Origin of the sequence: Actinomadura sp. NPDC048955 (assembly GCF_040649435.1) — a bacterium.
GTDB classification, from domain to species: Bacteria; Actinomycetota; Actinomycetes; order Streptosporangiales; family Streptosporangiaceae; genus Spirillospora; species Spirillospora luteofluorescens.
This window is the reverse complement of sequence record NZ_JBEZJI010000006.1, coordinates 57905-84190: the sequence shown is the minus strand read 5'-3', so window position 1 is coordinate 84190 and position 26286 is coordinate 57905. Positions and strand designations below refer to the sequence as shown.

At 74.5% G+C, this 26286-nt stretch carries 22 protein-coding genes and 1 pseudogene; 13 read left to right on the top strand and 10 right to left on the bottom strand.

Going from position 1 to position 26286, the window contains the following annotated elements:
- Positions 1–55: 55 nt before the first annotated feature.
- The gene (locus tag AB0C84_RS08560) at positions 56–1174 is read left to right on the top strand and encodes a PP2C family protein-serine/threonine phosphatase (RefSeq protein WP_361062866.1); all 1119 of its coding nucleotides are present in this window, start codon (positions 56–58) and stop codon (positions 1172–1174) included.
- A 24-nt stretch (positions 1175–1198) separates the two neighbouring features.
- On the opposite strand, the gene AB0C84_RS08555 is transcribed toward AB0C84_RS08560, so the two are convergent.
- The gene (locus AB0C84_RS08555; RefSeq protein WP_361062863.1) at positions 1199–2539 is read right to left on the bottom strand and encodes a serine/threonine-protein kinase; all 1341 of its coding nucleotides are present in this window, start codon (positions 2537–2539) and stop codon (positions 1199–1201) included.
- 334 nt (positions 2540–2873) lie between these two features.
- On the opposite strand from AB0C84_RS08555, the gene AB0C84_RS08550 reads away from it, so the two are divergent.
- Entirely contained in the window at positions 2874–4235 is a 1362-nt protein-coding gene (locus tag AB0C84_RS08550; RefSeq protein ID WP_361062860.1) for an ATP-binding protein, read from the top strand.
- Here the strand turns inward: AB0C84_RS08550 and AB0C84_RS08545 are convergent.
- On the bottom strand, positions 4232–5653 hold the full coding sequence (locus AB0C84_RS08545; protein WP_361062857.1) for an amidase: 1422 nt from the start codon (positions 5651–5653) through the stop codon (positions 4232–4234). The two genes, AB0C84_RS08550 and AB0C84_RS08545, sit on opposite strands and share 4 nt — an antisense overlap.
- 100 nt (positions 5654–5753) lie before the next feature.
- Here AB0C84_RS08545 and AB0C84_RS08540 point away from each other — a divergent pair, with 100 nt between their 5' ends.
- Positions 5754–7226, top strand: a complete 1473-nt coding sequence (locus tag AB0C84_RS08540) for a carboxyl transferase domain-containing protein (RefSeq protein ID WP_361062854.1) — start codon at positions 5754–5756, stop codon at positions 7224–7226.
- A complete protein-coding gene (locus tag AB0C84_RS08535) occupies positions 7223–7837 on the top strand; it encodes a methyltransferase domain-containing protein (protein WP_361062851.1) in 615 nt (204 codons plus the stop codon). Before AB0C84_RS08540 ends, AB0C84_RS08535 begins: the two co-directional genes overlap by 4 nt.
- An 11-nt stretch (positions 7838–7848) precedes the next feature.
- On the opposite strand, the gene AB0C84_RS08530 is transcribed toward AB0C84_RS08535, so the two are convergent.
- Together AB0C84_RS08530 and AB0C84_RS08525 are read right to left on the bottom strand one after the other, a co-directional pair.
- Positions 7849–8535: a gamma-glutamyl-gamma-aminobutyrate hydrolase family protein gene (locus AB0C84_RS08530; protein ID WP_361062848.1), complete on the bottom strand. Its 687-nt coding sequence runs from the start codon at positions 8533–8535 to the stop codon at positions 7849–7851.
- Positions 8532–10001, bottom strand: coding sequence for an aldehyde dehydrogenase family protein (locus AB0C84_RS08525; protein ID WP_361062845.1), 1470 nt, complete (start codon positions 9999–10001; stop codon positions 8532–8534). Before AB0C84_RS08525 ends, AB0C84_RS08530 begins: the two co-directional genes overlap by 4 nt.
- Before the next feature lie 109 nt (positions 10002–10110).
- On the opposite strand from AB0C84_RS08525, the gene AB0C84_RS08520 reads away from it, so the two are divergent.
- The 3 genes from AB0C84_RS08520 to AB0C84_RS08510 are packed head-to-tail and all read left to right on the top strand — an operon-like array spanning position 10111 to position 13294.
- Positions 10111–11559 (top strand): aldehyde dehydrogenase, encoded by a 1449-nt coding sequence (locus AB0C84_RS08520; RefSeq protein ID WP_361062842.1) that lies wholly within the window; start codon positions 10111–10113, stop codon positions 11557–11559.
- Positions 11547–12449 carry a catechol 1,2-dioxygenase gene (locus AB0C84_RS08515; protein WP_361062839.1) on the top strand — a complete coding sequence of 301 codons (903 nt, stop codon included), beginning with the start codon at positions 11547–11549 and terminating at the stop codon, positions 12447–12449. Before AB0C84_RS08520 ends, AB0C84_RS08515 begins: the two co-directional genes overlap by 13 nt.
- Positions 12449–13294, top strand: a complete 846-nt coding sequence (locus AB0C84_RS08510; RefSeq protein ID WP_361062836.1) for a fumarylacetoacetate hydrolase family protein — start codon at positions 12449–12451, stop codon at positions 13292–13294. The genes AB0C84_RS08515 and AB0C84_RS08510 overlap by 1 nt, the downstream gene beginning before the upstream one ends.
- A gap of 36 nt (positions 13295–13330) precedes the next feature.
- Here the strand turns inward: AB0C84_RS08510 and AB0C84_RS08505 are convergent, their stop codons facing one another.
- Both AB0C84_RS08505 and AB0C84_RS08500 read right to left on the bottom strand, forming a co-directional pair.
- Positions 13331–13687 carry a hypothetical protein gene (locus tag AB0C84_RS08505; RefSeq protein WP_361062833.1) on the bottom strand — a complete coding sequence of 119 codons (357 nt, stop codon included), beginning with the start codon at positions 13685–13687 and terminating at the stop codon, positions 13331–13333.
- A gap of 364 nt (positions 13688–14051) precedes the next feature.
- Positions 14052–14624 carry a MarR family transcriptional regulator gene (locus AB0C84_RS08500; protein WP_361062830.1) on the bottom strand — a complete coding sequence of 191 codons (573 nt, stop codon included), beginning with the start codon at positions 14622–14624 and terminating at the stop codon, positions 14052–14054.
- A 196-nt stretch (positions 14625–14820) separates the two neighbouring features.
- Between AB0C84_RS08500 and AB0C84_RS08495 the strand changes: the two genes are divergently transcribed.
- Positions 14821–15441, top strand: a complete 621-nt coding sequence (locus AB0C84_RS08495; RefSeq protein ID WP_258944435.1) for a hypothetical protein — start codon at positions 14821–14823, stop codon at positions 15439–15441.
- A 4-nt stretch (positions 15442–15445) separates the two neighbouring features.
- Here AB0C84_RS08495 and AB0C84_RS08490 read toward each other — a convergent pair whose 3' ends face one another.
- Positions 15446–16234 (bottom strand): acetoacetate decarboxylase family protein, encoded by a 789-nt coding sequence (locus tag AB0C84_RS08490; RefSeq protein WP_361062826.1) that lies wholly within the window; start codon positions 16232–16234, stop codon positions 15446–15448.
- Positions 16235–16389: 155 nt separating this feature from the next.
- Between AB0C84_RS08490 and AB0C84_RS08485 the strand changes: the two genes are divergently transcribed.
- Both AB0C84_RS08485 and AB0C84_RS08480 read left to right on the top strand, forming a co-directional pair.
- Positions 16390–17730, top strand: a complete 1341-nt coding sequence (locus AB0C84_RS08485; protein ID WP_361062824.1) for a glutamine synthetase family protein — start codon at positions 16390–16392, stop codon at positions 17728–17730.
- Positions 17731–17740: 10 nt separating this feature from the next.
- Positions 17741–18994: a cytochrome P450 gene (locus AB0C84_RS08480; RefSeq protein ID WP_361062821.1), complete on the top strand. Its 1254-nt coding sequence runs from the start codon at positions 17741–17743 to the stop codon at positions 18992–18994.
- Between the two features lie 4 nt (positions 18995–18998).
- Here the strand turns inward: AB0C84_RS08480 and AB0C84_RS08475 are convergent, their stop codons facing one another.
- A complete protein-coding gene (locus AB0C84_RS08475) occupies positions 18999–19922 on the bottom strand; it encodes a hypothetical protein (RefSeq protein WP_361062818.1) in 924 nt (307 codons plus the stop codon).
- 188 nt (positions 19923–20110) lie between these two features.
- On the opposite strand from AB0C84_RS08475, the gene AB0C84_RS08470 reads away from it, so the two are divergent.
- The gene (locus AB0C84_RS08470) at positions 20111–21160 is read left to right on the top strand and encodes an alpha/beta hydrolase (RefSeq protein ID WP_361062816.1); all 1050 of its coding nucleotides are present in this window, start codon (positions 20111–20113) and stop codon (positions 21158–21160) included.
- On the opposite strand, the gene AB0C84_RS08465 is transcribed toward AB0C84_RS08470, so the two are convergent.
- Together AB0C84_RS08465 and AB0C84_RS08460 are read right to left on the bottom strand one after the other, a co-directional pair.
- Positions 21157–22584, bottom strand: coding sequence for an aldehyde dehydrogenase family protein (locus tag AB0C84_RS08465; RefSeq protein ID WP_179846952.1), 1428 nt, complete (start codon positions 22582–22584; stop codon positions 21157–21159). The two genes, AB0C84_RS08470 and AB0C84_RS08465, sit on opposite strands and share 4 nt — an antisense overlap.
- A gap of 5 nt (positions 22585–22589) precedes the next feature.
- Positions 22590–24068, bottom strand: a complete 1479-nt coding sequence (locus tag AB0C84_RS08460) for a PucR family transcriptional regulator (RefSeq protein WP_361062812.1) — start codon at positions 24066–24068, stop codon at positions 22590–22592.
- A gap of 91 nt (positions 24069–24159) precedes the next feature.
- Here AB0C84_RS08460 and gabT point away from each other — a divergent pair, with 91 nt between their 5' ends.
- Both gabT and AB0C84_RS08450 read left to right on the top strand, forming a co-directional pair.
- Positions 24160–25521 (top strand): 4-aminobutyrate--2-oxoglutarate transaminase, encoded by a 1362-nt coding sequence (gene gabT / locus AB0C84_RS08455; RefSeq protein ID WP_361062809.1) that lies wholly within the window; start codon positions 24160–24162, stop codon positions 25519–25521.
- Between the two features lie 83 nt (positions 25522–25604).
- A pseudogene (locus AB0C84_RS08450) lies at positions 25605–26231 on the top strand (amidohydrolase family protein); the annotation flags it as partial.
- Between the last annotated feature and the right edge of the window lie 55 nt (positions 26232–26286).

Below are 26286 nucleotides of genomic sequence, written 5' to 3'. Positions count from 1 at the left end.
TGGTGCCGTCGGATACTGACCGACCGGGCGCATTGCTCGATACAGTGCCGGAGTCATGCTTCAACGTCTGGTGCAGCTGCTCCCGCCGCGCGTGCGTGCCGTGCTGCGCAGGATCCCGTTCCTGGTCGTGCTCTACCGGTGGCTCAGGCGGGGCACGCTGACCAGGGACAGGTACGTCTTCGCGGCGCTGGCGATCCTCGCGGTCGCCATCGGCATCGCCACGTCCGGCGACTCGCGCGGGCTGGCGCCCTCCGGGGCGCTGGTGCTGATCGTGGTGGTCGGCGGGCTGCTGCTGAAGGTGCGGAGCCTGGCCGCCCTCCTGGCCGTGGTGGCCGCGATGGCCGCCTACAACGTCTGGAAGGACGTCGCCGCGTTCGGCCTCGGCATGATCGCCACGCTGAGCATCACCGCGGTGCTCGCGATCACCCTGGCCCGGACCCGCCAGCAGCTCGGCGTGCAGGGCCTGCGCGGCGACTCGATGCTGCTGGAGCTGCGCGACCGGCTCCGGCGGCACGGCGAGATGCCCGAGCTGCCGGACGGCTGGAGCTCGCAGGTCGTGATGCTCCAGGCGGGGGGCTCCTCGTTCGGCGGCGACTTCGTGGTGTCGGCCTCCGACGGCGACAAGCTGGAGGTCGCGCTGGTCGACGTGTCCGGGAAGGGCACCGACGCCGGAACGCGGGCGCTGATGCTGTCGGGCGCCTTCGGAGGGCTGCTTGGATCGGTCCAGCCCGAGGACTTCCTGCCCGCCTGCAACGTCTACCTGCAGCGCCAGCGCTGGGACGAGGGCTTCGTGACGGCCGTCCACGTCGTGGTCGACCTGCGCACGGGGGAGTACACCGTCGAGTCGGCGGGGCACCCGCCCGCCGTCCAGTTCGACGCGGGCAGCGGCGCCTGGCGGGTCAGCTCCGCCAAGGGCGTGGTGCTGGGCGTGGTGCCCGATCTGAACTGCGTGCCCGAGCGGGGGCAGCTCCGGCCGGGCGACGCGCTGCTCCTGTACACCGACGGCCTGGTGGAGTCGCCGGGCAGCGACCTCGACGCCGGCATCGACCGGCTGCTCGGTGAGGCGGAGCGGCTCGTCCCGCAGGGGTTCGGCAGGGGCGCGCGGGAGCTGGTGGAGACGATGTCCGCCTCGCGCGACGACGACTGCGCCCTCGTCCTGGTCTGGCGCACCTGACGGGCGCGGCCCAGGGGGCCGGGCTCAGTGCCTGGACCTGGCCTTTCCCTTGACCTTGCCGTGCTTCGCCGCGTGCTTCGGCTTCGACTTCGGCTTCTTCTTCTCCTGGGGTTTCTGCTTCGGCTTCTGCTTGTGGTTCTTCACCAGGGGCCGCCGGGAGGTTCCGGCCCTGACGGCGTTGGCCTTCTTCGCGGGGGCGGCGGAGACCGCCGGCGCGGACGGCGCCGGCGCGCCGGGTGAGGCGGGAGGCGCGGCCTTGGCCCCGGTGATCCCGAGGATGATGGCCCCGAACAGCAGGGTGCCCGCCGCGGCGCCCGCGCCCGCCAGCAGCCGAGTGCGGGTGGACGTCGTGGCGTCCGCCACGCCGAGCGGCGTGAACGCCCTGGTGTCGGTGTCCTCGGCGCCGGACTCGCGGGACCGGAACGGCGTCGAGGGCCCCGGGACGGGGCGTCGCCGCCGGGAGCGCGGCGGGAGGGAGCGCCGGGCCGCGGCGCGCGACGGCGTGTCCTCCGGCGGAGCGGGGCGGGGTGCGAGGCGGCCCGCGGCGTGCGGCTGTGGCTGCTCGACGAGGGCGAGCAGCAGGTCGGTCGCGGTGGGCCGGTCCGCCGGGTCCTGCGCCAGCGCCCACCGGACGAGCGGGACCAGCGAGTCCGGAAGGCCGGACAGGTCGGCGTCCCCGGCCGCGGTGCGCAGCGTCGCGGGGTCGCCGCCGATCGGCATCTGCCCCGTCCCGGCGTGGGCGATGAGGCAGCCCCAGGAGAAGATGTCGGCCGCCTGGGACGACGGGCCCCCGACGAGCACCTCCGGGGCGATCCACCCGGGGGTGCCGAACACCTGGCCGGTCGTGGCGGCCTCGTCCGGCTCGTCCTGGCTGCCCGCGATGCCGAAGTCGATGACGCGGCACCCGGACAGGGTGAGCATCACGTTGGCGGGCTTGAGGTCGCGGTGCACGAGGCCCGCCGCGTGGATCGCGGCGAGCGCCGAGGCGACGCCCACGGCGACGCCGTGCAGGTCGGCGGGCGGCAGCGGGCCGCCTGCGGTGAGCCGGTCGTGCAGGGACACGCCCCCGACGTAGTCGGTGACGAGGTAGGGGAGGCCGTCCTGCTCGCCGTGGGCGAGGACCCGCGCGGTGCAGAACGAGGCGACCCGGCTCGCGAGGTGCGCCTCGTCGCGGAAGCGCCGCCGGTACGAGGGGTCGCCGGCGAGGTGCGGGTGGATCGTCTTCACCGCGACGCGCCCGCCCGACACGGGGTCGGCTCCCAGGAAGACCGTGCCCATGCCGCCGGATCCGAGCCTGCCCAGCAGCCGGTGTCCGCCGACCTCGCGGGGGTCGGCGGGTTCGAGTGGCCTGAAGTCAGTATCCATGCGGTGCCTCAGCACCCCCCTTCCGTCTCTCCCGCCCACCCATCCCCTTTCGGCGGCGAATTATGGCGGGTTTTTCCGAAGAAGGGCGGAAACGTGATCGTCACGTCGATGTAGCACCCCGTGCATCGGGGACGTGCAGAGTGAGGGAAGCGGTGCCCGCGTGGACGGCTCCCCAGGGGTGGGAGGCGCCGCCCGCGCGGGCACCGGTCCGGTATGTGGCGATGTTTCGCAGGGCAATGGCCCGGTAAGAACCAGTTCTGCGCTCTCCCCCCGGCGCGTCGACGCGGCGCGGCGCCCGCCGCCGCGTGCGAGCGGAAGGGGGAGGGGCGCCGGGGTGCGGATAATCGGGGACCTGCTGTCGCCGTCGTACTGGTCCGTGCGGACCCGCGTGACGGCGGCCGCGACTCTGATCGTTACGCTTCTGCTCATCGTCGGCGTCACGCTCTTCTACCAGGCCATCCGCAGCACCGTTTACCGAGGCCTGCACGACCGGGGCACCCTGGTCGTCACCGATCTGGCCACGCTCGTGCGCGAGACCGACCTCCGGGGGTCGATCCGCGTCGAGGATCCCGGCTACCCGCTGCTCCAGGTCCTGGACGGTCAGGGCAACGTGCTCGCGGCCAGCGAGTCCCTGCACGGCCGCGGCCCGCTGAAGGTGCCGGTCTCACCGATGGCGGGGCGGCCCGAGTACCACACCCTGCGCTTCCAGGGGCTCGCCGACTTCTACTTCGTCACCGAGCGGGTGGACACCCGCTTCGGCACCCGTATGGTCTACGCCGGCGCGCCCATCACGACGTTCACCCGCTACAGGCCGGTGTTCATCGCGCTGCTCATCGTGACGGTGCTGGTCGCGGCAGCCGTGGTGGGGTGGATCGTGTCCCTGTCGGTCCGGCGGGCGCTGCGGCCGGTCCGGGTGATGAGCGCCGAGATGGCGGAGATCACCGGCGGCGCCGACCGGCGGGTGACCGTGCCCGAGCCGAACGACGAGGTGTCCGAGCTGGCCGACTCGGTGAACGTGATGCTGAACCGGCTGGAGGACGTCCTCGCCCGGCAGCGCGCGTTCGTCGCGGACGTCTCGCACGAGCTGCGCAGCCCGCTGACGGGCCTGCGCACCCAGCTGGAGGTGGCGCTGGAGCAGCCGGAGGACGAGGACTGGCCGGCGGTCGCGCGGGCGGCCCTCGCCGACGCCGATCGGCTGCAGGCCATCGTCAGCGACATGCTCCTCCTGGCGAAGCTGGGCGCGGGCGTGCACGTCGCGCGGGAGCGGGTCGACCTCGGCGAGCTGGTCCGGGCGGAGGTGAGCCGGCGGCCCCGCCGCGTCCCGGTCGAGGTCGCGGCGGACGAGGGCGTCACGGCCCGGGTGACCGGGGCCCATCTGGTCCGGCTGCTGACGAACCTCCTGGACAACGCCGAGCGGCACGCGGAGTCGCGGATCTGGGTGAGCGTGGCGGCGGACGGGCCGGAGGCGGTGCTGGAGGTCCGCGACGACGGCGCCGGGATCGCGCCGGAGGACCGCGAGCGGATCTTCTGGCGTTTCCACCGGCTCGCCGAGGGCCGCGAGCGCGACCGCGGCGGTACCGGCCTCGGGCTGACGATCTCTCGCGACATCGCCCGCGCGCACGGCGGCACGCTCGTGGCCGCCGACAGCGACCAGGGCGCCCGTTTCGTCCTGCGCATCCCCCGCGAGGGGACCTAGGGGAGTGCGAGGGGCGGGCGCCGGGCGCCGTGGCGCGTCGCCCGCTCGAACGCGTGGCCGATCCGCAGGACGGCGAGGTCCGCGTGGTGGGGGCCGACGATCTGCATGCCCACGGGCAGCCCGTCCGAGGTGAACCCGGCGGGCACCGACAGCGCGGGGCACCCGGTCGCCGAGATGAGGAAGCACGACCGCATCCACTCCAGGTAGTCGCGCATCGGCCGCCCGGCGACCTCGCCGGGGTACTCGGCGCCGGCGTCGAAGGGCGGGACCTGGCTGACCGGCAGCAGCAGCGCGTCGTAGCGTTCGAAGAACTCCCGGACGCGGTGGAACAGCGCCGTGTGGAGGGTCTCGGCGCGGCCGAGGTCGGCGCCGGTGAGGGAGCGGCCGGCGTCGATGTTCTCGGCGAGGGAGGGCTTGAAGTCGGCGCGCCGCTCGTCCAGCAGGGGGCGCAGGGTGATGTCCCAGTGCCAGGCCCGCAGGGTCCGGAACACCTCGTCGGCGCCGGTGAGGTCGGGCGAGGCCTCCTCGACCGCGCAGCCCATCTCCTCGAACACCTTGGCGGCGGGTTCGAGGACGCCGGTGACGGCCGGGTCGACGGGGATCGTCCCGCCGAGGTCGGGGGACCAGGCGAGGCGCAGCCCGGCGAGGTCGCGGTCCAGCGGCACGGCGAACGCCGAGCCGGGCGTCTCCAGCGCGATCGGGCTGCGCGGGTCGGGACCGGCGAGCACCGAGAGCAGCAGCGCGACGTCCGCGACCTCCCGGGCCATCGGGCCCTGCACGCCCAGCGTCGACCAGCCCGCGAGGACCGGCCAGGACGGCACCCGGCCCGGCGAGGGGCGCAGCCCGACGACGTTGCAGAACGAGGCCGGGTTGCGCAGCGAGCCGCCCATGTCGCCGCCGTCCGCGAGCGGCTGCATCCCGCACGCCAGCGCGGCCGCGGCGCCGCCGCTGCTGCCGCCCGCCGACCGGGAGAGGTCGTAGGGGTTGCGGGTCAGGCCGAACACCGGGTTGAAGGTGTGGGAGCCGGCGGCGAACTCCGGCGTGTTCGTCTTGCCGAGCGTGACGGCGCCCGCGGCGCGGATCCGCTCGATGACGAGCTCGTCGCGGCCGGGGACGTGGTCGGCGAAGATCGGCGACCCGGAGGTGGTGCGGATTCCGGCGGTGGCGTGGGTGTCCTTGTGCGCGACGGGCAGGCCGTGCAGCGGGCCCGGCGGCTCGCCGACGGCCAGCCGCTCGTCGGCCTCGCGCGCCTGCCGTTCCGCCCGCTCGGCGACCAGCGTGACGATGGCGTTGACCTGCGAGTTCGTCCGCTCGATCTGGTCGAGATGCGCTTGCAGGACCTCGCGCGCCGACAGTTCGCGGGCGCGGATCCGGCGCGCCAGGTCGCGGGCGGACGCGAAAACGATCTCCTCGGACACAGGCCCTCCTCGTGCGCGGGTCCCCACCAGTGTCCACCCCGCGCGCCCGCCGATCCCAGGGTGAGGTCATCATGCAGGGGAGACCGGCGGGAGGGGCTTCGTGACGGAACGTGTCGGGGCGCGCGAGCTGCTGCGCCGGGTGCTGGACGAGGGCGCCTGGACGTCCTGGGACGCCCCGCCCGCCGAGGCGCCGCCCCCTTCCTCCGCGTACGCCCGGGATCTCGCCGCCGCCCGCGAGCGCAGCGGCTGCGACGAGGCCGTCCTGACGGGGGAGGGCCGGCTGCGCGGGCGCCGCGTCGCGTTCGTCGTGTCGGAGTTCCGGTTCCTCGCCGGCTCGATCGGGCTCGCCACGGCCGACCGGATCGTCGCGGCCGTCGAGCGCGCCACCGCCGAGGGCCTGCCGCTGCTCTCCGCGCCCTCCTCCGGCGGCACCCGCATGCAGGAGGGGACCGCCGCGTTCGTGCAGATGGCCCGCATCACCGCCGCCGTCATGGCGCACCGGGCCGCCGGGCTGCCCTACCTGGTCTACCTGCGGCATCCGACGACCGGTGGGGTGTTCGCGTCGTGGGGGTCGCTCGGGCACGTGACGGCCGCCGAGCCCGGCGCGCTGATCGGGTTCCTCGGGCCGCGCGTCTACGAGGGCCTGTACGGGGAGGCGTTCCCGCCGGGGGTGCAGGTCGCCGAGAACCTGGCGGCCAAGGGCCTGCTGGACGCCGTGGTGCCCATCGACGACCTCGCCGCTGTCGCGTCCGCCGCACTGGACGTGCTGTGCGGGCGGCCGCCGTCGGCTCCCTCGCCCCTGCCCGGGAGCGTTCCGCCGGAGGGGACGGCGTGGGACTCGATCGAGCGGTCGCGCCGCCCCGACCGTCCGGGCGTGCGTGAACTGCTGCGGTACGGCGCCGCGGACGTGACGCCGCTGTCGGGCACCGGCCAGGGGGAGGCGGAGCCCGGCCTGCTGCTCGCCCTGGCCCGTTTCGGGGCGGCGCCGTGCGTCCTGGTGGGCCAGGACCGGCGCGGCCAGCGCGGCGGCCACCCGCTCGGCCCGGCCGGGCTGCGCGTCGCGCGTCGCGGGATGCGGCTCGCCGCCGAGCTGGGCCTGCCGCTCGTCACCGTGGTCGACACGCCCGGCGCCGTCCTTTCGGCCGACGCGGAGGAGGGCGGCCTCGCGGGCGAGATCGCCCGCTGCCTCGCCGACCTGATCACCCTCCCGGCGCCGACGCTCTGCCTGCTGCTGGGCGAGGGCACGGGCGGGGCCGCGCTGGCGCTGCTGCCCGCCGACCGCGTCCTGGTGGCCCGGCACGCCTGGCTCTCGCCGCTGCCGCCCGAGGGCGCCTCGCTGATCGTCCACCGGACCGCGGCGCGGGCCGGGGAGATGGCCGAGGAGCAGGGCGTCCGGTCGGCGGACCTGCTGCGCGGCGGGCTGGCGGACGCGCTCGTCGACGAGCGCCCGGACGCCGCCGACGAGCCGGAGGCGTTCTGCCGGCGCGCCGCCGCGGCGGTGGAGCGGGGGCTGTCGGGTCTCGCGCCCACCGGCCCGGCCGCCCGCCGGGCGCGCTACCGTCGGGGATCATGACCGAGACCGTGTCCGGCGCCTACGACGCCGTCGCCGACCTGTACGCCGACCTCTTCCGCGACGCGCTCGACGAGCTCCATCTGGACCGGGCGATGATCACCGCGTTCGCGGCGATGGTCCCGGCCGGGCCGGTCGCCGACCTCGGCTGCGGCCCCGGCCGCGGGACGGCGCTGCTGCACGGCCTCGGCCTGGACGCGTTCGGGCTCGACCTGTCGCCCGCCATGATCGCCCGGGCCCGCGCCGACCATCCGCACCTGCGCTTCGACGAGGGCGACATCACGGCGCTCGACCTCCCGGACGGCGGCCTGGCGGGCGTCCTGTCGTGGTACTCGACCATCCACCTGGGGCCGGCAGAGCTCCCGCGCGCCTTCGCCGAGTTCCACCGGGTGCTGGCCCCCGGCGGCCTGGTCCTGCTCGGGTTCCAGTCGACCGACGAGGACGAGGCGGAGTCGTTCGACCACAAGGTCGCCCTGGCCTACCGCAGGCCCGTCGACGACATGGCCGAGCTGGCCGTCCAGGCCGGGCTGGTGGAGGTGGCGCGGCTCCTGCGCCGTCCCGCGGACAACGAGCGCCCCGTCCCCGCCGGCTGCCTGCTGGCCCGCAAACCCTGAGGGCGCGGCGGTCACCGCCGGGCGGACGCCTGGACCAGGGCCGTGAAGAGGGACTGCTGGGCGCGGTCGGTGGCGGCGGTGTCCTCGGGGTGCCACTGGACGCCCAGGAACCATGCCCGCGGGTCCGCGAGTTCGGCGGCCTCGATCGTGCCGTCGGCGGCGCGGGCGGTGGGGGTCAGGGCCGGGGCGAGGGCCGCGATCGACTGGTGGTGGTAGCAGGACGCGGCGGTCTCCTCGGCGTCCAGGGTCTTGGCGAGCAGGGTGCCGGGCCCGACCGCCACGGGGTGGACGCGGTGCCGGTGGCCGGGCTCCATGTGCTGGTGGAGGGTGCCGCCCAGCACCGCGTTCACCACCTGGAGCCCGCGGCAGACGGCGAGAGTCGGCAGGCCCGCCTCCAGGGCGTGGGCGGCCAGGGCGAGGTCGAAGGCGTCCTGCTCGTCGTCCACGTCGTAGAGGGCCTCGTGGGCGGACGCCGCCCCGTAGTGCCGGGGGTGGAGGTCGCCGCCCCCGGGCAGCAGGACGCCGTCGCAGCGCTCCAGGCGGGACGGGTCGAACGGCGCGGCCGGGTGCATGAGGAACGGCTCGCCGCCCGCCCGGTACACCGCCTCGACCAGAGCCCGGGACGCGACCTCGGCCCGGTACCGCAGGGCCGAGGCGTTCGCGGAGAACCGGGCGGGGAGCGCGATCAGGGGCCTCACAGCTCGATCCAGGTGGTCTTAAGGTCGGTGTACTTGTCCAGCGCGTGCAGGGACTTGTCGCGGCCGTGGCCCGACAGCTTGACGCCGCCGAACGGGACGCTCATGTCGCCCTCCTCGTAGCAGTTGACCCAGACCGTCCCGGCGCGCAGCGCGCGGGATACGCGGTGGGCGGTGGAGAGGTCGGAGGTCCAGACGGCGGCGGCCAGGCCGTAGTCGGTGGCGTTGGCCAGGCGGACCGCCTCGCCGACGTCGTCGAACTCCAGGACGGCCAGGACGGGCCCGAAGATCTCCTCGCGGGCGATCCGCATCCCCGGGTCGACCCGGTCGAACACCGTGGGGGCCAGGAACCGGCCGTCGGCGCGCCCGCCGGCGCGCACGCGGGCGCCGTCCGCGCGGGCCGCCTCCACGTGCGACACGACGCGGGCGTGGTGCGCGGCGGAGACCAGCGGGCCCATCTCGGTGGCCGGGTCGAGCGGGTCGCCCACCCGCAGCGACCCGGCGCGGGCGACGACCCGGTCCAGGACGCGGGAGGCGACCGAGCGGTGGACGAGGAGCCGGGACGGGGCGGTGCACATCTCGCCGGCGTTGAAGAAGATCCCCCACGCGGCGGTGTCGGCGGCGGCGTCCAGGTCCGGGGCGTCCGGCAGGATGATGTTGGGCGACTTGCCGCCGAGTTCGAGCCAGACGCGCTTGAGGTTGGACCCGGCGGCGTAGCGCAGGAAGTGCCGCCCGACCTCGGTGGAGCCGGTGAACGCCAGGACGTCGACGGATGGGTGCTCGCCGAGGGCGCGGCCCGCGGTCTCGCCGGGGCCGTTGACGACGTTGAACGCCCCGGGCGGCAGCCCCGCCTCGGCGGCGAGCGCGGCCAGGTGCAGCGCCGACAGCGGCGACTCCTCGGCGGGCTTCAGCACGACCGTGCAGCCCGCGGCCAGGGCCGGGGCGATCTTCCAGGCGGCCATCGTCAGGGGGAAGTTCCACGGGACGACGGCCGCGACGACGCCTGCGGGCTCGCGGGTCACCAGGGCGAGGGAGGAGGAGGCGGTGCGGGGCGCCTCGTCCCGTTGCTTGTCGGCGATCTCGGCGTACCAGCGCAGGCAGCCGGCGACGGCGCGCAGCTCGATCCCGTACGCCTCGGAGATCGGCTTGCCCATCTCCAGGCTGACGAGCAGGGCGAGCGTCGCGCGGTCGCGTTCGACCAGGTCGGCCCAGCGCAGCAGGGCCGCCTTGCGCTCGGCGGGCGCGAGGCGCGGCCAGGGGCCGGTGTCGAAGGCGCGGCGCGCGGCGGCGACCGCGGCGTCCACCTCGGCCGCGCCGCCGGACGCGACGTGCGCGATCGTCGCGCCGTCGCGGGGCGCCACCACGGGGACCGAGCCGGAGCCGGTGAACTCCCCGTCGACGTGGTGGCCGGTGTGCGGGACGAGCCCGGCGGCACGGGCGCGCCATTCCTCGTAGGGGACGTCGGCCACGGACCCTCCCTCAATTCGTTTGATCCCGAACAATAGCCGTGACGGCTTGACCGCCGCCATCCCCGCTTCCTAGATTATTTGGGACCAAACAAACTGGAGGTGCGCAGCGATGGCAACAGTCGCGGGCGTCGCCGTCGAGCCCGGGCACTGGATCGGCGGTGAGCGCGCCGCCTCCGGCGCGGTGTTCACCGACGTCTCCCCGATCGATGAGCGGCCGATCGCCGAGATCGCGCGGGGCGGTCCGGCCGAGGTGGACGCGGCGGTCGCCGCCGCTCGGCGGGCCTTCCCCGCCTGGGCCCGGACGGACAGGGACGAGCGAGCGCGGCTGCTGCACGCCATCGCCGACGGCGTGGAGAAGCGGACCGAGGAGCTCGCCCAGGTCGAGACCGCCGACAACGGCGCCCTGATCCGCTCCCACCGGCGCGGGGTCATGCCCCGCGTCGCGCACAACTTCCGGTTCTTCGCCGACCGGCTGCTCGGCCTCGGCCACGACGACTTCGACACCCGCGGGCACGCCAACCACGTCGGCTGGGACCCGGCGGGCGTCTGCGCGCTCATCACCCCGTGGAACGCGCCGCTGATGCTCGCCACCTGGAAGATCGCGCCCGCCCTCGCGGCCGGGAACACCGTCGTGCTGAAGCCCGCCGAGTGGACGCCGCTCACCGCGTGCCTGCTGGCCGGCATCGCCGCGGAGGCCGGGCTGCCGGACGGGGTGTTCAACGTCGTCCAGGGATACGGCGCGGAGGTCGGCGGGCCGCTCACCGCGCACCCCGACGTGCGGCGCATCAGCTTCACCGGCTCGGTGCCGACGGCCCGCGCCATCGCCGCCGCGGCCGCGCCGAACCTGACGCCCCTGTCGCTGGAACTGGGCGGCAAGTCCCCGCTGCTCGTCTTCGCCGACGCCGACCTCGACCTGGCCGTGGACCTCGCGGTCGAGCAGTACGACAACGCCGGCCAGGTGTGCCTCGCCGGGACCCGGCTGCTCGTCGAGTCGTCCGTCGCGGACGAGTTCACCGCGCGGTTCGTGGAGAAGGCGTCCGGGCTCCGGCAGGGCGACCCCCGCGACGAGTCCACCGACGTCGGCCCGCTGATCCACCGCCGCCACCTCGAACGGGTGGACGGCTTCGTCCGGCGCGCCGAGGAGGCCGGGGCGCGCGCCCTCATCGGCGGCGGCCCGAACGGCGAACTGGGCGGCCTCTACTACCGGCCCACGCTGTTCACCGGAGCCCCCGGCGGCGCGGAGATCCTCACCGAGGAGGTCTTCGGGCCCGTCCTCACCCTCCAGACGTTCGACACCGAGGAGCAGGCCGTCGCCATGGCGAACGGCACCCGGTTCGGGCTCGCCGCCACGCTCGCCACGGGCGACCCGGAGCGCGCGCGGCGCGTCACCGGGCGGCTCGTGGCCGGGACGGTGTGGGTCAACTGCTTCTTCGTCCGCGACCTGCGGGCGCCGTTCGGCGGGTCCCGGCAGTCCGGGGTCGGGCGCGAGGGCGGCGACTGGAGCTTCGACTTCTACTGCGACCTGAAGAACACGGTGACGGCGCCATGGGCGAGGTAGTCGGCGCGGGGCTCCTCGCGCACGTCCCCACGATCGTCCTGCCCGAGGTCACGCGCCGCGAGCTGAACGGCGGCGAGGACACCACCCTCGTCTCCGGCCTGCGCAGGCTCCGCGCGGACGTCTTCGAGCGGGACGACTACGACACCGTCGTGGTGCTCGACTCGCACTGGGCCACCACCGTCGAGTTCGTCACCACCGCGCAGGACCGCCGCGCCGGGCTCTACACGTCCGAGGAGCTGCCGCGCGGCATGTGCCGGATGCCCTACGACTTCCCCGGCGACCCCGAACTGGCCCGGGCGGTCGCGCGCTACGCCGACAGGCACGGGACCTACATCACCCCGATCGACGACCCCTACCTGCCGATCTACTACGCCACCGTCAACCTGTGGACGCACCTCGGCGTCCGCGACGACCCGTACCTGGGCGAACCGGGCCGGCGGTGGATGTCGATCGGCGTGTGCCAGACCGCCGACACCGAGGACTTCCTGCGCCTCGGCCGCGCCCTCGCCGACGCCGTCGCCGCGACCGACCGCCGCGTCCTGCTGATCGCCTCCGGCGCGCTGTCGCACACCTTCTGGCCGCTGCGGGTGATCCGCGACCACGAGGCGTCCGGCCCCGAGCACATCTTCACGCCGCAGGCGCGGGCCGCCGACGAGCAGCGCATCGCCTGGCTCAGGGACGGCGACCACGCACGCGTCCTGAACGCCATGCCGGAGTTCCTGGCCTTCAGGCCCGAGGCGCGCTTCGGCCACTACCTCATGATGATCGGCGCCCTGGGCGAGCACGCCTGCACCGCCCCCGGCCGCCTCTACAGCGAGTACGAGAACTCCGTCGGAACGGGCCAGGTGCACCTCTGGTTCGACCGGCCCGCGAACGGATGGACCGCCTGATGACCGAGTACCGGAGAATCCTGCTGGACGGCGCCGCGACCCAGGTCGTCCGGGACGGCGACGACCTGCGCGCCGCGGACGGCCGCCGGGTGCGCGCGGCGGACGCCGTCCACCTGCCGCCGTGCGAACCGTCGAAGGTGGTCGCGGTGCACCTCAACCACCGCAGCCGCGTGGAGGAGTTCCAGACGAGGCTGCCGCCCGCGCCGACCTACTTCCACAAGCCGGTCTCGGCGCTGAACGCCCACGGCGGCGCCGTCGTCCGCCCGGAGCGGTGCAGGTACCTCAACTACGAGGGCGAGATCGCGATCGTCATCGGCCGGACGGCCCGCAACATCTCCGCGAAGGAGGCCGGCGGGTACATCGCCGGATACACGGTCGCCAACGACTACGGCCTGCACGACTTCCGCGACACCGACGCGGGCTCGATGCTGCGCGTGAAGGGCTCCGACACCCTGTGCCCCCTGGGGCCGGGCCTGGTCACCGACTGGGACTTCCACGGGAAGTACCTGCGCACGTACGTCAACGGTGAACTGGTGCAGGACGGCAGCACCGGCGAGATGGAGTGGGACATGCACTACCTCGTCGCCGACATCGCCCGCACCATCACGCTCTTTCCGGGGGACGTGCTGCTGTCCGGCACGCCGGCGAACTCGCGTCCCGTCCAGCCCGGCGACGTCGTCGAGGTCGAGGCCGAGGGGCTCGGACGGCTCCGCAACCACATCGTCGCTGGGCCCGTCCCCGTGCGGGACGACTGCGGCGCGCAGCCCACCGAGTCCGAAGAGGTCATCTCCACCGCGTTCGGCGGCGACTGGCAGTTCCGATGCATCCGCCCACCGCGCCGCTGAGTCCCGGGGCGGGGCTGTGCCCCGCCCCTAGCCGACTCAGGAGGTCAGGGTGGCGGCGTGTTCGACGACCTTGCGGCAGAAGGCGCCGACACCGTCCGGGTCGTCGGTGAACTGCGACGGCTTGATGCAGAACGTCGTGAATCCCTGCTCCATCTGCGCCGGGATGCTCTCCAGGGCGGGCTCCAGCGGGGAGACCGAGTGGTCGTCGGGGAACACCGGGCGGCAGCCGCCGATCATCTCCAGTCCGGTGGCGTCCCGCCCGGCCGCGTTCATGGCGGTCGCCAGGCGCTCCACCTCGCCGGGGGTGGGACGGCCCAGCGGATGGAACCCGTGCCCGTACCTGACCAGGCGGTCCAGCAGCCGGTCGTGGAGGTGCTGTCCGCCGAACCACATGCGCGGGCCGTCCGGACGGTGGGCGCGGGGCTCGAAGTAGACGTCCTCGAACGCGAAGTGCGTCCCCTGGGGAGACGGGAGAGCCGCGCCACAGCAGGTCCCAGATCTCCAACTGCTCGTCGAGGATCGCGCCGCGCCTGGTGAACGGGACGCCCATCACGCCGTCCGCGCCGGCGTCCGGGCCGAGCACGACGTGTTCGCTGACCATGACGGCGTCGAACCCGGCGTCCTCGGCCTCCCGCGCCCAGCGGACGAGCACGGGCAGGTCGCGGCCGGTGGTGAGGGTCCAGTTCTCGCTCAGCACGAGCACGAAGCGTGGCGTCATCCCGTTATCGTATGGGCCCAAACGATCGACGGGCGAGGGTCAGCCGCGCGAGCGGCGGCCCGAGCGCCGGGGCGGCGGCGGCGACTGCTCCCGCAGCGCGGCCCGCCGTTCCTCGCCCTCGGCCTCCAGGTGCTCGACCACCGACCGCAGCGTCCGGGCGAGCGCCCGGTTGTCCTCGCCGCTCAGCCCCTCCACCACGAACGCCTCCTCGGCGTTGAACGCCGGGAACATCTGCCGCATCAGCTCCCGCCCCTTGTCGGTCAGCCGTAGCAGGACCAGCCGCCCGTCCGTCGCGTGCGAGCCGCGCTCGATCAGGCCGCGCCCCTCCAGCGTCTTCACCACCCCGGTGAGCGTGCCCTTGGAGATGCCGGCCTCCTCGGCGACGTGCCGCGTTTCCATCTCGTCCCAGATCCACACCACCCACAGGACGACGAACGACGTCCAGGTCAGGTCGGCGCCGCGCAGGACCGAGCTCTCGAAGTGCTGCCGGATCGCGGCGGCGGCGCGGTAGATGTTGGACACCGCCATCATCGCGTCGTGCCGCAGCGGCACGTCCCCGAGCCGCCGCTGGATGGCCTGCTCGGTCTCTTGCAGGGTGTGATGCCCGGTCACGTGCGTCCTCCCGTAGGGCCCGGCGCCGACGGATCGCTTGCGCGCCTCTGGCGGGCCGAAGACGAATCTACTCTCGTCGAAGGTCGTTCGGCTCCGTACGATCCCCGTGGTCCGGCTCCGGGATTCCCCCGTGCGGGGGAGGGCGGTGGCGCTCGCGGGTGATCAACGCGGGCGGCGCGGGCGCGAGGGTGGGGCCATGACCCTTGCGAGCACGCCTTCGGTTCCGTTCGCGCGGCTGCGCGCGGGCTGGGACTCCGCGCACGCCCCGGTCGCGGGCGTCCCCCGGTGGGCGCGGATCGCGGCCATGGCCGTCCCGTTGACCGTCCTGCCGTCCGGGCTGTGGCGGATCGCCGCCTTCGCCCTGCACCTGCCGATCCTCAGCGGCAACGCCCTGGAAACGGACGCGGCGGGAGGTGACCTGCCCGGCTGGGTGCCGCTGGAGGCGTACGTGGTGCTGCTGTCGATCCTGTCGGAGGCGGTGGCGTTCACCGCCCTCGGCATGATCGCCGGGTGGGGCGAGGTGTTCCCGCGCTGGCTGCCGGGCCTGCGGGGACGGCGCGTTCCGATCACGGTCGCCGTGGTCCCGGGCCTCGTGGGCGCCGCGATCCTGACCCCGATGTGGACGGCCTCCGTCGTGAACTGCCTGGTGTTCCAGGAGACCGTCCAGGGGCGGCCGCTGCCCGAAGGCTTCCCCATCCACTTCCACGACTGGCAGGGCGTGCTCGGCGCCGTCGCCTACGCGCCGCTGGTGGCGTGGGGGCCGCTGCTCGCCGCCGTCACGCTCGCCTACTGGCGCCGCCGGACGCGCGCGTCCTGACCGGTCAGGCGAGGCGGCGTCCCCCGTCCCACACGACGCCCACCTGGCGGTAGTAGGCGGCGATGGGCTCCTCGACCGCCAGGCGCGACAGCTCCTCGGTGGGGGAGTCGAACAGGCGCAGGTCGGCCTCGCCCTTCCAGGCCGGGCCGGCCTCGAAGGAGGAGGCGCCCGACTCGATCAGCTCGTCCAGGGCCGGGGCGCCGCCCGGCTCGATGGACGGCAGGAAGCGGTGGTGGGCCATCGGGTGCCCGTTGACGAAGCCGTTCGTCTCGGACGGTTCGTGCAGCGTGACGACCGCTTCGGCCAGGCGGCGGTCGGCGGCGGCCAGGGTGGCGCCGAAGCGGCCGCCCGCGGCGATGCGGGGCGCGGCCCGGCCGTAGGGGTGCGGGCGGGTCTGGTGGATCGAGCCGAGCTTCTTCGGGTAGCCCTGGTGCAGGCCGCGCGCGAGGGCGAAGTCCTTGTCGACCCAGATGTGGACGCAGCGCGAGTAGGTGCGCCCCTCGAACGAGCAGCGGACGACGGCGAAGCACTCCTTGTACTGCGCCCGCACGGGGTCCAGCAGTTCCTCGCCGGACTCCGAGCAGGACTGCCAGTCGGCCCAGATGAGCGCGACCGCGCCCGGGTCGTCCGGGGCGGGGGACAGCGGCACGGGCAGCAGTTCGGCCACGCGGGCCGGATCGGTGCGGTACTCGACCGTGAGCAGGTCGCCCGAGTAGTGCCACGGCGGGCTCGGAATCAGCGACGAGCGCCCCGTCGCGGTCTTGGGGTGCAGGAAGCCTCGCACGGTCGCCACCACGTACCTCCATCTCGTTTGGGCCCATACGATAAGCCCGCCATGCCCCGTTCCGCCACCCGCGCCCGGTGATCAGGTGGTTTCTCGTCGCGACCCTTGCCAGGGACCGCCCGCCGCCATATGGTTTGGTCCCAAATGACCCGAGGGGAGCGCGCGTGAGCCGACCGGTCGAGGACGTGGTGCAGCGGCTGACCGCCGACGGGATCGACGTGGTCCGGGTGTCCTACACCGACCTGATCGGTGTCGAGCGCGCGCGGGACGTGCTCGTCGAGCGGCTGCCCCAGGCCGTCGAGCACGGCCTGTCGTTCTGCCGGGCGATCTACCACACGACCCCGCGCGGCGGCACCGTCGAGGTCCCGGGCGGGCTGGACGCCGGGCTCCCCGACATCTGCGTGCGGCCCGACCTGTCGACGCTGGCGACCGTCTCCTGGGAGGACGGCGTCGCGTCCTGCCTCGGCGAGGCGTGCGAGCCCGGAAGCCGCGAGCCGTGCCCCGAAGGACCCCGGGAGGTGCTGCGCCGGACGATCGGCAGGCTGCGGGAACTCGGGCTGGAGGCCGTCGCCGGGCCCGAGCTGGAGTACTACCTCTGCGAGCCCGACCCGTCCTCGCCCACCGGCTGGCGCCGGTACGGGGACGCGCCCGGCAACGTCTACACCGCCGGCCGCAAGGGCGACCCGGACGGGCACCTGCTGCGCACGCTCCGGCACCTGCGCGACCTCGGCCTCGGCGTCACGATGGGCAACCACGAGTTCGGCGGCGGGCAGTTCGAGATCAACCTCGCGCACTCCGGCGCGCTCGACGCCGCCGACCGCGCGTTCCGGTTCAAGGCGGCCGTCCAGGAGATCGCCCGGCTGGACGGACGGCTCGCCACCTTCATGGCCAAACCGTTCAACGACGAGGGCGGCTCCGGCTTCCACGTCCACCTGTCGTGCCTGGAGGCCGACGGGCGCAACGTCTTCGAGGGCGGGGAGCCGGACGGGCTGTCCGAGACCGCCCACCACGCGATCGCCGGGGTGCTGGCGCACGCCCCCGCCCTGACCGCGCTGCTGAACCCCACGATCAACTCCTACAAGCGGTTCGGCCCGGACAGCCTCGCCCCCTGGCTCGTCGACTGGGGCCTGGACAACCGCAGCGCCATGGTCCGGATCCCGCCCGAGCGCGGCGCCGCGTCCCGGCTGGAGGTGCGCCTCGGGGACGCCTCCGCCAACCCCTACCTGGGCGTCGCCGGCCTCGTCGCCGCCGTCTACCTGGGGATCCGCGACAAGGCGTCCGCGCCGCCGCCGGTGGAGGGATACGGCTACGACGCCGCGAAGGCGCCCGTCCTGCCCGCCGACCTGCCCGCGGCGCTCGACGCGCTCGCCGCCGACGAGGCGCTCACCGAGGTGCTCGGCCAGCAGTTCACGACCGCGTTCCTGACCTACAAGCGGGACGAGGCCGCGCGCTTCCGGCGGCACGTCACCGACTGGGAGTTCCGCGAGTACGCCTACCACCTCTGAAGGAGCTCCCGTGCCGCACGACACCCTCGCCGTGGACCTCGCCGACCTCGACAACTTCATGGACGGCGAGACGCCCTGGCGGATGTTCGAGGCGCTGCGCCGGGGCGAGCCCGTCCACTGGAACCCCGAGACCGACGGCGGCCAGGGCTTCTGGTCCCTGACCCGGCACGCCGACATCGTCGCCGCCGGCCGGGACCCCGCCACGTTCACCTCCGAGCGGTTCGTCAACCTGGAGGAGGTCGACGACCGGCAGGCCGCGCTCCGCCGGTCGATGCTGGAGACCGACGGCCCCCGGCACCTCGCCCTGCGCCGCCTCCTGCAGCGCGAGTTCACCCCCCGCGCCGTCGCCGGCTACGCGACCTTCCTGCGCGGCCTCACCGCCGCGACCCTCGACACCGCCCTCGCCGGGAGCGCCTTCGACTTCGTCGCGGAGATCGCCGCCGACTTCCCGATCAACGTGCTGGCCCGCATGCTGGACGTCCCGGACGGCGACACCCGCAGGCTCATCGACTGGGGCAACCGGATCATCGCCAACACCGACCCCGACCACGCCGACGTCCTGCTGCACAGCTCCGAGAGCGAGCTGTACCGCGACCTGCCGTTCCGCAGCCCCGCGGCCCTGGAGGTCTTCGAGTACGGCCGCGACCTCGCGGCGCGGCGCCGGGGCGGCGAGGGCACCGACCTCGTCAGCCGCCTGGTCAACCAGGTCCCGGCGGACGGCGGGCCGCTCACCGCGCGCGACTTCGACAACTACTTCCTGCTGCTGGTCGTCGCGGGCAACGAGACGACCCGGCACGCCATCACGCACGGCATGCGCGCCCTGATCGACCACCCGGACCAGGCCGAGCGGCTGCGCGCCGACCCCGCGCTCATGCCGGCCGCGGTGGAGGAGTTCCTGCGCTGGGCCTCGCCCGTCTACCACTTCCGCCGCACCGCGACCCGCGACACCGAACTCGGCGGGAAGGCGATCCGCGAGGGCGACAAGGTCGTGCTGTGGTTCGCGTCCGCCAACCGCGACGAGGCCGTCTTCACCGACCCGCACCGCTTCGACATCACCCGCACCCCGAACGACCACATCACCTTCGGCAAGGGCGGCCCGCACTTCTGCCTGGGCGCCGCCCTGGCCCGCCTGGAAATGCGGATCATGTTCGAGGAGCTCCTGCCCCGCCTCGCCGACATCCGCCCGGCCGGCGAGATCCGCCGGCTCCGCTCCAACTTCGTCAACGGCATCAAGCAGATGCCCGTGGCCATCACCCTCGCCTGACCGATCAGGCGTAGGGGTCGGGCGAGGCGAGGGCGAGGGTGCAGAGGGCGTCGAGGGCGTCGTCGGAGTAGTCGGCGGGAAGTTCGATCCCGAGCGTCCGGAAGACGTGCCGGATCTCCTCGGCGCTCGGCACACTGCTCAGCTGCGCGTCGCGCAGCGAGTGCAGCGGCAGCCGCCTGGCCTGCTGGAAGCTGACGTGCAGCTCCGTCTCCCAGGACAGGTACGTCGGCGTCCCGCTGTTGATCACCAGGGCGGGGAACTCGGGGCCCCGCTGGGTGAAGATGAGGCAGCTCGTCGACAGTTCGTAGCGCAGCAGCGAGTACGCCGACGAGAGCCGGACGTCGATGTCGAGCAGCTCGTAGCGCTGCTGGTACCAGGCCGCCGCGAGGATCGTCGCGAACAGCTCGCGGCGGGTCTCCTCCACCGTCCATGTCTGCTCGGGGCTGTCGGAGTCGGTCGCCAGCCGCTGGTGCAGCCGGACGTACTCGCGGCACAGGTCCGGGTCCATGGGGTCGAGGATCTCCAGCCGGAAGTCGAGCCTGCGCCGCAGCGGCCGTGCGGTCGCCACGCACTCGGGCAGCGTGACCGCGCGGATGAAGGCGCCCGTACCGCCCCGGAAGACCCAACGGTCCGTGGTGCGGCGCGCCTCGGTCAGGACCCGGTTGCACTCGGTCCCGCTGATGACACGCACGTCCAGCTGCTTCTGCAGGGTCTCGACCGACTTCTGCACCTCGATGCCGCGGGTGTCGCTGCGGGCGCGGTCGCGCAGGAGCACGATGGAGACCACGGCCAGCGTCGCCATGGTGGCGCTCTGCACGACCTTGGTCGAGGCTATCCCCGCGATGTCCAGGCCGAGGATGACGACGGCGAGGACGAACGCGACGGCGACGTCGACATAGGCCGTCAGCATCTTCCAGATTCGCTGCATCCACCGCTCCCGTCACGCACCGCCACAGGGCCGCGACGATCCTAGCCACTCCCGTCCGAATGCCAGAGCCCTTTGCGGGCGGGGGTTTCCGGCGGTCCGCGCTGAGTGCCCCCGGTCCCTTCGCAGGGGATGGGCCGCGGGGGCTACTGGGGAGTACGGTGTGCGGGAGCCGAGGGCTGGAGGCTGGTGTGGCGTCGTTGACCGAGAAGGTTCCGCCGGGGGTGACCGGGGCCGTGCTCCGCGCCGTGTTCGCGCTGCCGGGGCCGGTGAAGCGGCTCGTCGCCGGGGCGCCGGTGCGGCGGGACGGGCACGAGCTGGCGCTGGACGCGCAGCTCCTGCTGGCGATGATGCGGCTGGAGGGCGAGCGGAGGCTGGCCGGGGGCACGGTCGAGGACGCGCGGCGGGGGATCGCCCGGGGGCAGGCGTACCTGCCGAAGGTGCCGGCGCGGCCGGTCCGGACGCGGAAGGTGGACGCGGGCGACGTGCCGGCGCGGCTCTACACGCCCAAGGGCCTCGCGGAGGGGACGCCGCTGCTCGTCTTCTACCACGGCGGCGGCTGGGTCATCGGGAGCCTCGACACCCACGACACGGTGTGCCGGTACCTCGCCGTGCACGCGGAGGTGCGGGTGCTGTCGGTGGACTACCGGCTCGCGCCCGAGCACCCGTACCCGGCGGCGGCCGACGACGCGCTGGCCGCCTACGAGTACGCGGTGGCCCACGCCGGCGACCTCGGCGCCGACCCGGGAGCCGTCGCGGTGGGCGGCGACAGCGCCGGCGGCAACCTCGCGGCGGTCGTGGGGCTGACGGCGCGGCGGAGGCCGGACTTCGCGCTGCTGTACTACCCGGCGGTCGACATGTCCGTCCTGCGGCGGTCGCGGGACCTGTTCGCCGAGGGCTTCTACCTGACCGACGACGACATGACATGGTTCAGCGACCACTACTGCCCCGAGGCGCGCCGCGCCGAGCCCGCCGCCTCGCCGCTGGTCGCCGAGGACCTCTCCGGCTTCCCGCCCACCTACCTCGTCACCGCCGGGTTCGACCCGCTGCGGGACGAGGGGGAGGAGTTCGCCGAGCGGCTGCGCAAGGCCGGCGTGCCCGTCGCGCTGCGGCGGCAGGAGGACCTCATCCACGGGTTCGCGAACATGTGGTCCCTGGGCGGGCGCTTCCGGGAGGCGGCGTCCGAGGCGGCCGGGGCCCTGCGCACCGGGCTGTACGCGGGGCCCCGCGGCCGGGGCTAGAGGGGCAGGCCCGTGAGGACCATGACCTTCTCCTCGGTGTAGTCGGCGATCGCCGACCGCAGCCCCTCACGGCCGACGCCGGAGTCCTTCACGCCGCCGTAGGGCATCTGGTCGGCGCGGTAGGACGGGACGTCGCCGATCACGACGCCGCCCACGTCGAGCTCGCGGTGGGCGCGGAACGCCACGTCCAGGCTCCGGGTGAACACGCCCGCCTGGAGGCCGAACTTGGAGTCGTTGACGAGGGCGAACGCCTCGTCGGCGCCGTCCACGGCCTGGACGAACATGACCGGGCCGAAGACCTCCTCGCGGGCGATCTTCGAGTCGGCGGGGACGTCGGCGAGGACGGTCGGCGCGTACGCGGCGCCCTCGCGGGTGCCGCCGGTGAGGACGCGCGCGCCCGCGGCGACGGCCTCGTCCACCCAGGCCTCGACGCGCTCGGCGGCCGCCTGGTCGACGAGCGGGCCGACCTGGGTCTTGTCGTCCCACGGGTCGCCGGTGACGAGGGAGGAGACCGTGTCGACCAGCTTCGGCAGGAACTCGTCGAGGACGGACCGGTCGACGTAGACGCGCTGGACGGCGATGCAGCTCTGCCCCGCCTGGTAGTTGGCGAACAGCCCGATCCGCTTGGCGGCCCAGTCGAGGTCGGCGTCGGGCAGGACGACGGCCGCGCCGTTGCCGCCGAGTTCGAGGGTGACGTGCTTGCGCGGCGCCCGGTCGTTGATCGCCCAGCCGACCGGCACGGAGCCGGTGAACGACACGATCGGCAGCCGCGGGTCGTCGACCAGGGCGGAGGCCCGGTCGTTCGGCACCGGCAGGACCGAGAACATCCCGGCGGGCAGGTCGGTCTCGGCCAGCAGCTCGCCGAGCAGCAGCGCCGACAGCGGCGTGGCGGGGGCGGGCTTGAGGACGATCGGCGCGCCCGCCGCGATCGCCGGGGCGATCTTGTGGGCGGCGAGGTTCAGCGGGAAGTTGAACGGCGAGATGCCGAGCACCGGGCCCTTGGGCACCCGGGTGACGTAGGCCATCCGGCCCTCGGCGGCCGGGTCGGTGTCGAGCCGCTGCGTGGTGGCGGCGATGCGGCGGGCCTCCTCGGCGGCGAACCGGAACGTGGAGACCGCGCGGGCCACCTCGCCGCGCGCCCACAGCAGCGGCTTGCCGTTCTCGCCGGTGATCAGCCGGGCGACCTCCTCGGCGCGCTCGGCGAGCCGCGCGGACACGTGCGCGAGGGCCTCGGCCCGCACGTGCAGCGGCAGCGCCGCGGCCTCCCGGCGGACGGCGTCGGCCGCGGCGACCGCCTCCTCCACCTGCGCGGGCGTCGGCACGGCCGCCGTCCCGACCACGCGGCCGTCGTAGGGATGCGTAACGGTCAGCTCACCGTCACCGGTCTCGGGCCGGCCGGCCAGCCAGAATGGGGTCACGTTCATGCGTTTCACGGTATCCGCGGCGGGCCCGATTGGGAGTCGCCGTGCTGTCCAATCCGCTCCTCGCCGTTGGACGCGATGGCGAGCGCGATCCACAGTTCGGCGCGGACGGCCGGATCGTCCGGGTCGCGCCCGAGGAGCTCGGCGGCCTTGCGCATCCGCGACCGCAGCGTGTGCCGGTGGACGCCGAGCGCCCGCGCCGCCGCCTCCCCCTGCCCGTTGGCCGCCACGTAGGCCCGGACGGTCTCGACGAGGCCCTCCGCGCGGAGGGGGGCGAGGAGCGCGCCGGCGAAGGCGTGCGCGAGGCCGGGGTCCAGGAGACCGAGCACGCCCTGCCCGGGGAGCCGGGAGTAGTGCAGGACGTCCCGTCCCGACCGCCCGGCCGCGGCGAGGGCCTCCTCGGCCTGCCGCAGGGCGGGCCGCAGGTCGCCGGAGGCGGGGTCGCTGACGCCGACCGGGCCGCTGCCCGCGAGGAGCCGCTCGACCGTCCCGAGCGTCCCGTCCGGCACGATCACGGCGATGTGCCCGCCGAGCGGAACCGCCGGGCACTGCTCCCCGGCGGGGTCGGACTCCAGCGCGTCCAGGACGGCGGCGCCGCCCGCGCAGGCCAGTACCCGGACGGGCCCGCGCGGGAGCGACGGGCCCTCACCGGGCCGGCCGAGCAGCAGCGCCGCCAGCGACGCACGGAGGTCGCGCCCGGTGCGGGGCGTCTCCGACTGGAGCGTCAGCAGGGCCACGGCGGCGCCCACGATCGTGTGCGCGGTGGGCGGGAGCGGCGCGTCCGCGCCCACCGCGAGGAACCCGCGCGGGCGCCCGCCCAGCCCGACGCGCTGCACGACGATGTGGTCGTCGGGGATCGCCAGCGCGACGCTCGCGGCGGGTCCGCCCCCGTCGGGGCGGCGCCGCAGCCGGGCCAGTTCGGGCGCGAGGTCCCCGGCGCGGTCGCGGGCGCGGGCGGGTTCGGCGTGCCGGACGTCGCCGGACGCGTCCAGCAGCAGGGCCCACCCGCCGAGCAGCCGGGCCAGGCGGGCGACCAGCGCGCCGGGGCCGGTGAGCGCGGCGCGGGTCAGCTCGCGCTGGGCCTGGAACGCGCGGGTCACGTCCTCGTACCACTCGGCGGCGAGGACCCGGGAGACCGCCTTGCCGATCGCGATGAACGGGGTCGGGCGCGGCACCTCCAGCAGTACGAGCCCCTGGTCGCGGGCCGCGGCGAGCAGCTCGGCGGGGACGGTCTCGTGGATGACGCCGACCGCGAACCCGAGACCGGCGACCCCCTGCGCGACCAGCCGGGACACGTAGCCTTCGGCGTTCGCGGCGGTGAGCCGCATGCCGGTGGTCAGCACCAGCTCGCCGCCCTCCAGGAACGGGGTCGGGTCCTCCAGCTCGCTGACGGCGACCCACACGACCGGGGTCGCGGGGAGCGGTCCGGTGAGCGATCGCAGTCCGAGCTGGGGGAGGGCGGCCACGGCGGCCAACGTGGGCGGCATGTCAATCCCTGTGCAAAGTGTCTACCTCGCCGGACGGATTTCGCCGTCCCGTACGGTTCATCGTAGGCGGAGCCCGGCTTATGTTCAGGCCATGACCAGCCAGGACACCACCCTCGCCGCGAGCGCCTCCCGCCTGCCGCAGGAACGCCGCGTCGTGACCGAGATCCCCGGCCCGCGCTCCCGCGCGCTGCACGAGCGGCGCCTCGCGGCGGTGCCGCCCGGCGTCGGCAGCGTCCTGCCGGTGTACGTGACGGACGCGGACGGCGGCGTGGTCGTCGACGCCGACGGCAACTCGCTGATCGACTTCGGCTCCGGCATCGCGGTCACGAACGTCGGCAACGCCAACCCGCGGGTCGCGGCGCGGGTGAAGGCGCAGGCCGAGCGGTTCACCCACACCTGCTTCATGGTCGCGCCGTACGAGTCCTACGTGGCGGTGTGCGAGAACCTCAACCGGATCACGCCCGGCGACCACGAGAAGCGCTCCCTGCTGGTCAACAGCGGCGCCGAGGCGGTGGAGAACGCCGTCAAGATCGCCCGGTACGCGACGGGGCGGCAGGCGGTCGTGGCGTTCGACCACGGCTACCACGGCCGGACGCTGCTGACGATGACGCTGACCGCGAAGAACATGCCCTACAAGCAGGGGTTCGGCCCGTACGCGCCCGAGGTGTACCGGATGCCGCTGGCCTACCCCTACCGCTGGCCCACCGGCCCCGACGACTGCGGGCCGGAGGCGGCGGCGCTGGTGATCGAGCAGATCACCAAGCAGATCGGCCCGACGAACGTCGCGGCGCTGCTGATCGAGCCGATCCAGGGCGAGGGCGGGTTCATCGAGCCCGCGCCCGGGTTCCTGCCGGCGCTCGCCGAGTTCGGCCGCGCCAACGGCATCCTGTTCATCGCCGACGAGGTGCAGACGGGCTTCGCGCGGACCGGCGACCTGTTCGCCTGCGAGCACGAGGCGATCGTGCCCGACCTGGTCGCGACGGCGAAGGGCATCGCGGGCGGGCTGCCCCTCGCGGCCGTCACCGGGCGCGCCGACATCATGGACAAGGTGCACGGCGGCGGGCTCGGCGGCACCTACGGCGGCAACCCGCTCGCCTGCGAGGCGGCGCTCGCCGTCCTGGAGGAGATCGAGGAGGGCAAGCTCACCGAGCGCGCCCGCCGGATCGGCGAGATCATGCTGCCCCGGCTGCGCGCCCTCGCGACGCGGCATCCGGCGATCGGGGACGTGCGCGGGCGCGGCGCGATGATCGCCATCGAGCTGGTGCGGGAGGGGACGAAGGAGCCCGACCCCGAGCTGACCGCGCGGATCGCCCGCCGCTGTCACGAGAACGGCCTGCTCGTGCTGACCACCGGGACGTACGGGAACGTGATGCGCTTCCTGCCGCCGCTCGTCATCTCCGAGGAGCTGCTGACCGAGGGGCTGGACGTCCTGGACGCGGCCTTCGAGGGCTGACCCGCGTCGGCGCCGGTATTGACCGCCCATCGTTTGGCCCCGTACGTTCATCATGACGTTTGGGCCCAAAGGAGGGGTGGAAGATGACGGTGACCCCGGACCTGGTCCTGCTGGACGGCGAGGTCCTCACCGCCGACGCGCGGTTCAGCGTGGCGCGGGCCTTGGCGATCACCGGCGGGACGATCAGCGCGGTCGGCGGGACCGAGGAGATCCGGGCGCTGGCGGGCCCGCGCACGCAGGTCGTCGACCTGCGCGGGCGGACCGCGCTCCCCGGTGTCAACGACTCGCACCTGCACGGCTGCGCGTTCGGGTCCACCCGCCCGCCGCTCGCCCTGGACCTCGGGTTCCCGGCCGTCCGGTCGATCGCCGACATCCGGGCGGCGGTCGGGGAGGCGGCGTCCCGGACCCCCGAGGGCGAGTGGATCCGCGGCAACGGCTGGGACACCGGCTACCTCGCCGAGTGCGCGGACGGCGCCCGGACGCCGGACCGGGCCGACCTCGACGCGGCCGCCCCGGCCCACCCCGTCTACCTCCAGGACTTCAGCGGCCACCTCACCTGGGTCAACTCACGGGCACTGGAACTGGCGGGCGTCGACGCCTCCACCCCCGTCCCCGAGGGCGGGGTCGTCCACACCGACGGCGCGGGCAACCCGACCGGCCTGCTCGCCGAGGGCGCGCAGGAACTGATCCAGAGGCACCTGCCCGCCTTCACCAGGGCCGACGTCGAGCGCGCCATCCGGGCGGCCGTCGCCGTCCTGCACCGCG

What these genes read in the sequence shown, in the direction of transcription:
- AB0C84_RS08560 (WP_361062866.1), top strand. Translation starts at nt 56, where the DNA reads ATGCTTCAACGTCTGGTGCAGCTGCTCCCGCCGCGCGTGCGTGCCGTG.
- AB0C84_RS08555 (WP_361062863.1), bottom strand. Translation starts at nt 2,539, where the DNA reads ATGGATACTGACTTCAGGCCACTCGAACCCGCCGACCCCCGCGAGGTC.
- AB0C84_RS08535 (WP_361062851.1), top strand. Translation starts at nt 7,223, where the DNA reads ATGACCGAGACCGTGTCCGGCGCCTACGACGCCGTCGCCGACCTGTAC.
- AB0C84_RS08520 (WP_361062842.1), top strand. Translation starts at nt 10,111, where the DNA reads ATGGCAACAGTCGCGGGCGTCGCCGTCGAGCCCGGGCACTGGATCGGC.
- AB0C84_RS08515 (WP_361062839.1), top strand. Translation starts at nt 11,547, where the DNA reads ATGGGCGAGGTAGTCGGCGCGGGGCTCCTCGCGCACGTCCCCACGATC.
- AB0C84_RS08510 (WP_361062836.1), top strand. Translation starts at nt 12,449, where the DNA reads ATGACCGAGTACCGGAGAATCCTGCTGGACGGCGCCGCGACCCAGGTC.
- AB0C84_RS08505 (WP_361062833.1), bottom strand. Translation starts at nt 13,687, where the DNA reads ATGTGGTTCGGCGGACAGCACCTCCACGACCGGCTGCTGGACCGCCTG.
- AB0C84_RS08495 (WP_258944435.1), top strand. Translation starts at nt 14,821, where the DNA reads ATGACCCTTGCGAGCACGCCTTCGGTTCCGTTCGCGCGGCTGCGCGCG.
- AB0C84_RS08475 (WP_361062818.1), bottom strand. Translation starts at nt 19,922, where the DNA reads ATGCAGCGAATCTGGAAGATGCTGACGGCCTATGTCGACGTCGCCGTC.
- AB0C84_RS08465 (WP_179846952.1), bottom strand. Translation starts at nt 22,584, where the DNA reads ATGAACGTGACCCCATTCTGGCTGGCCGGCCGGCCCGAGACCGGTGAC.
- AB0C84_RS08460 (WP_361062812.1), bottom strand. Translation starts at nt 24,068, where the DNA reads ATGCCGCCCACGTTGGCCGCCGTGGCCGCCCTCCCCCAGCTCGGACTG.
- gabT (WP_361062809.1), top strand. Translation starts at nt 24,160, where the DNA reads ATGACCAGCCAGGACACCACCCTCGCCGCGAGCGCCTCCCGCCTGCCG.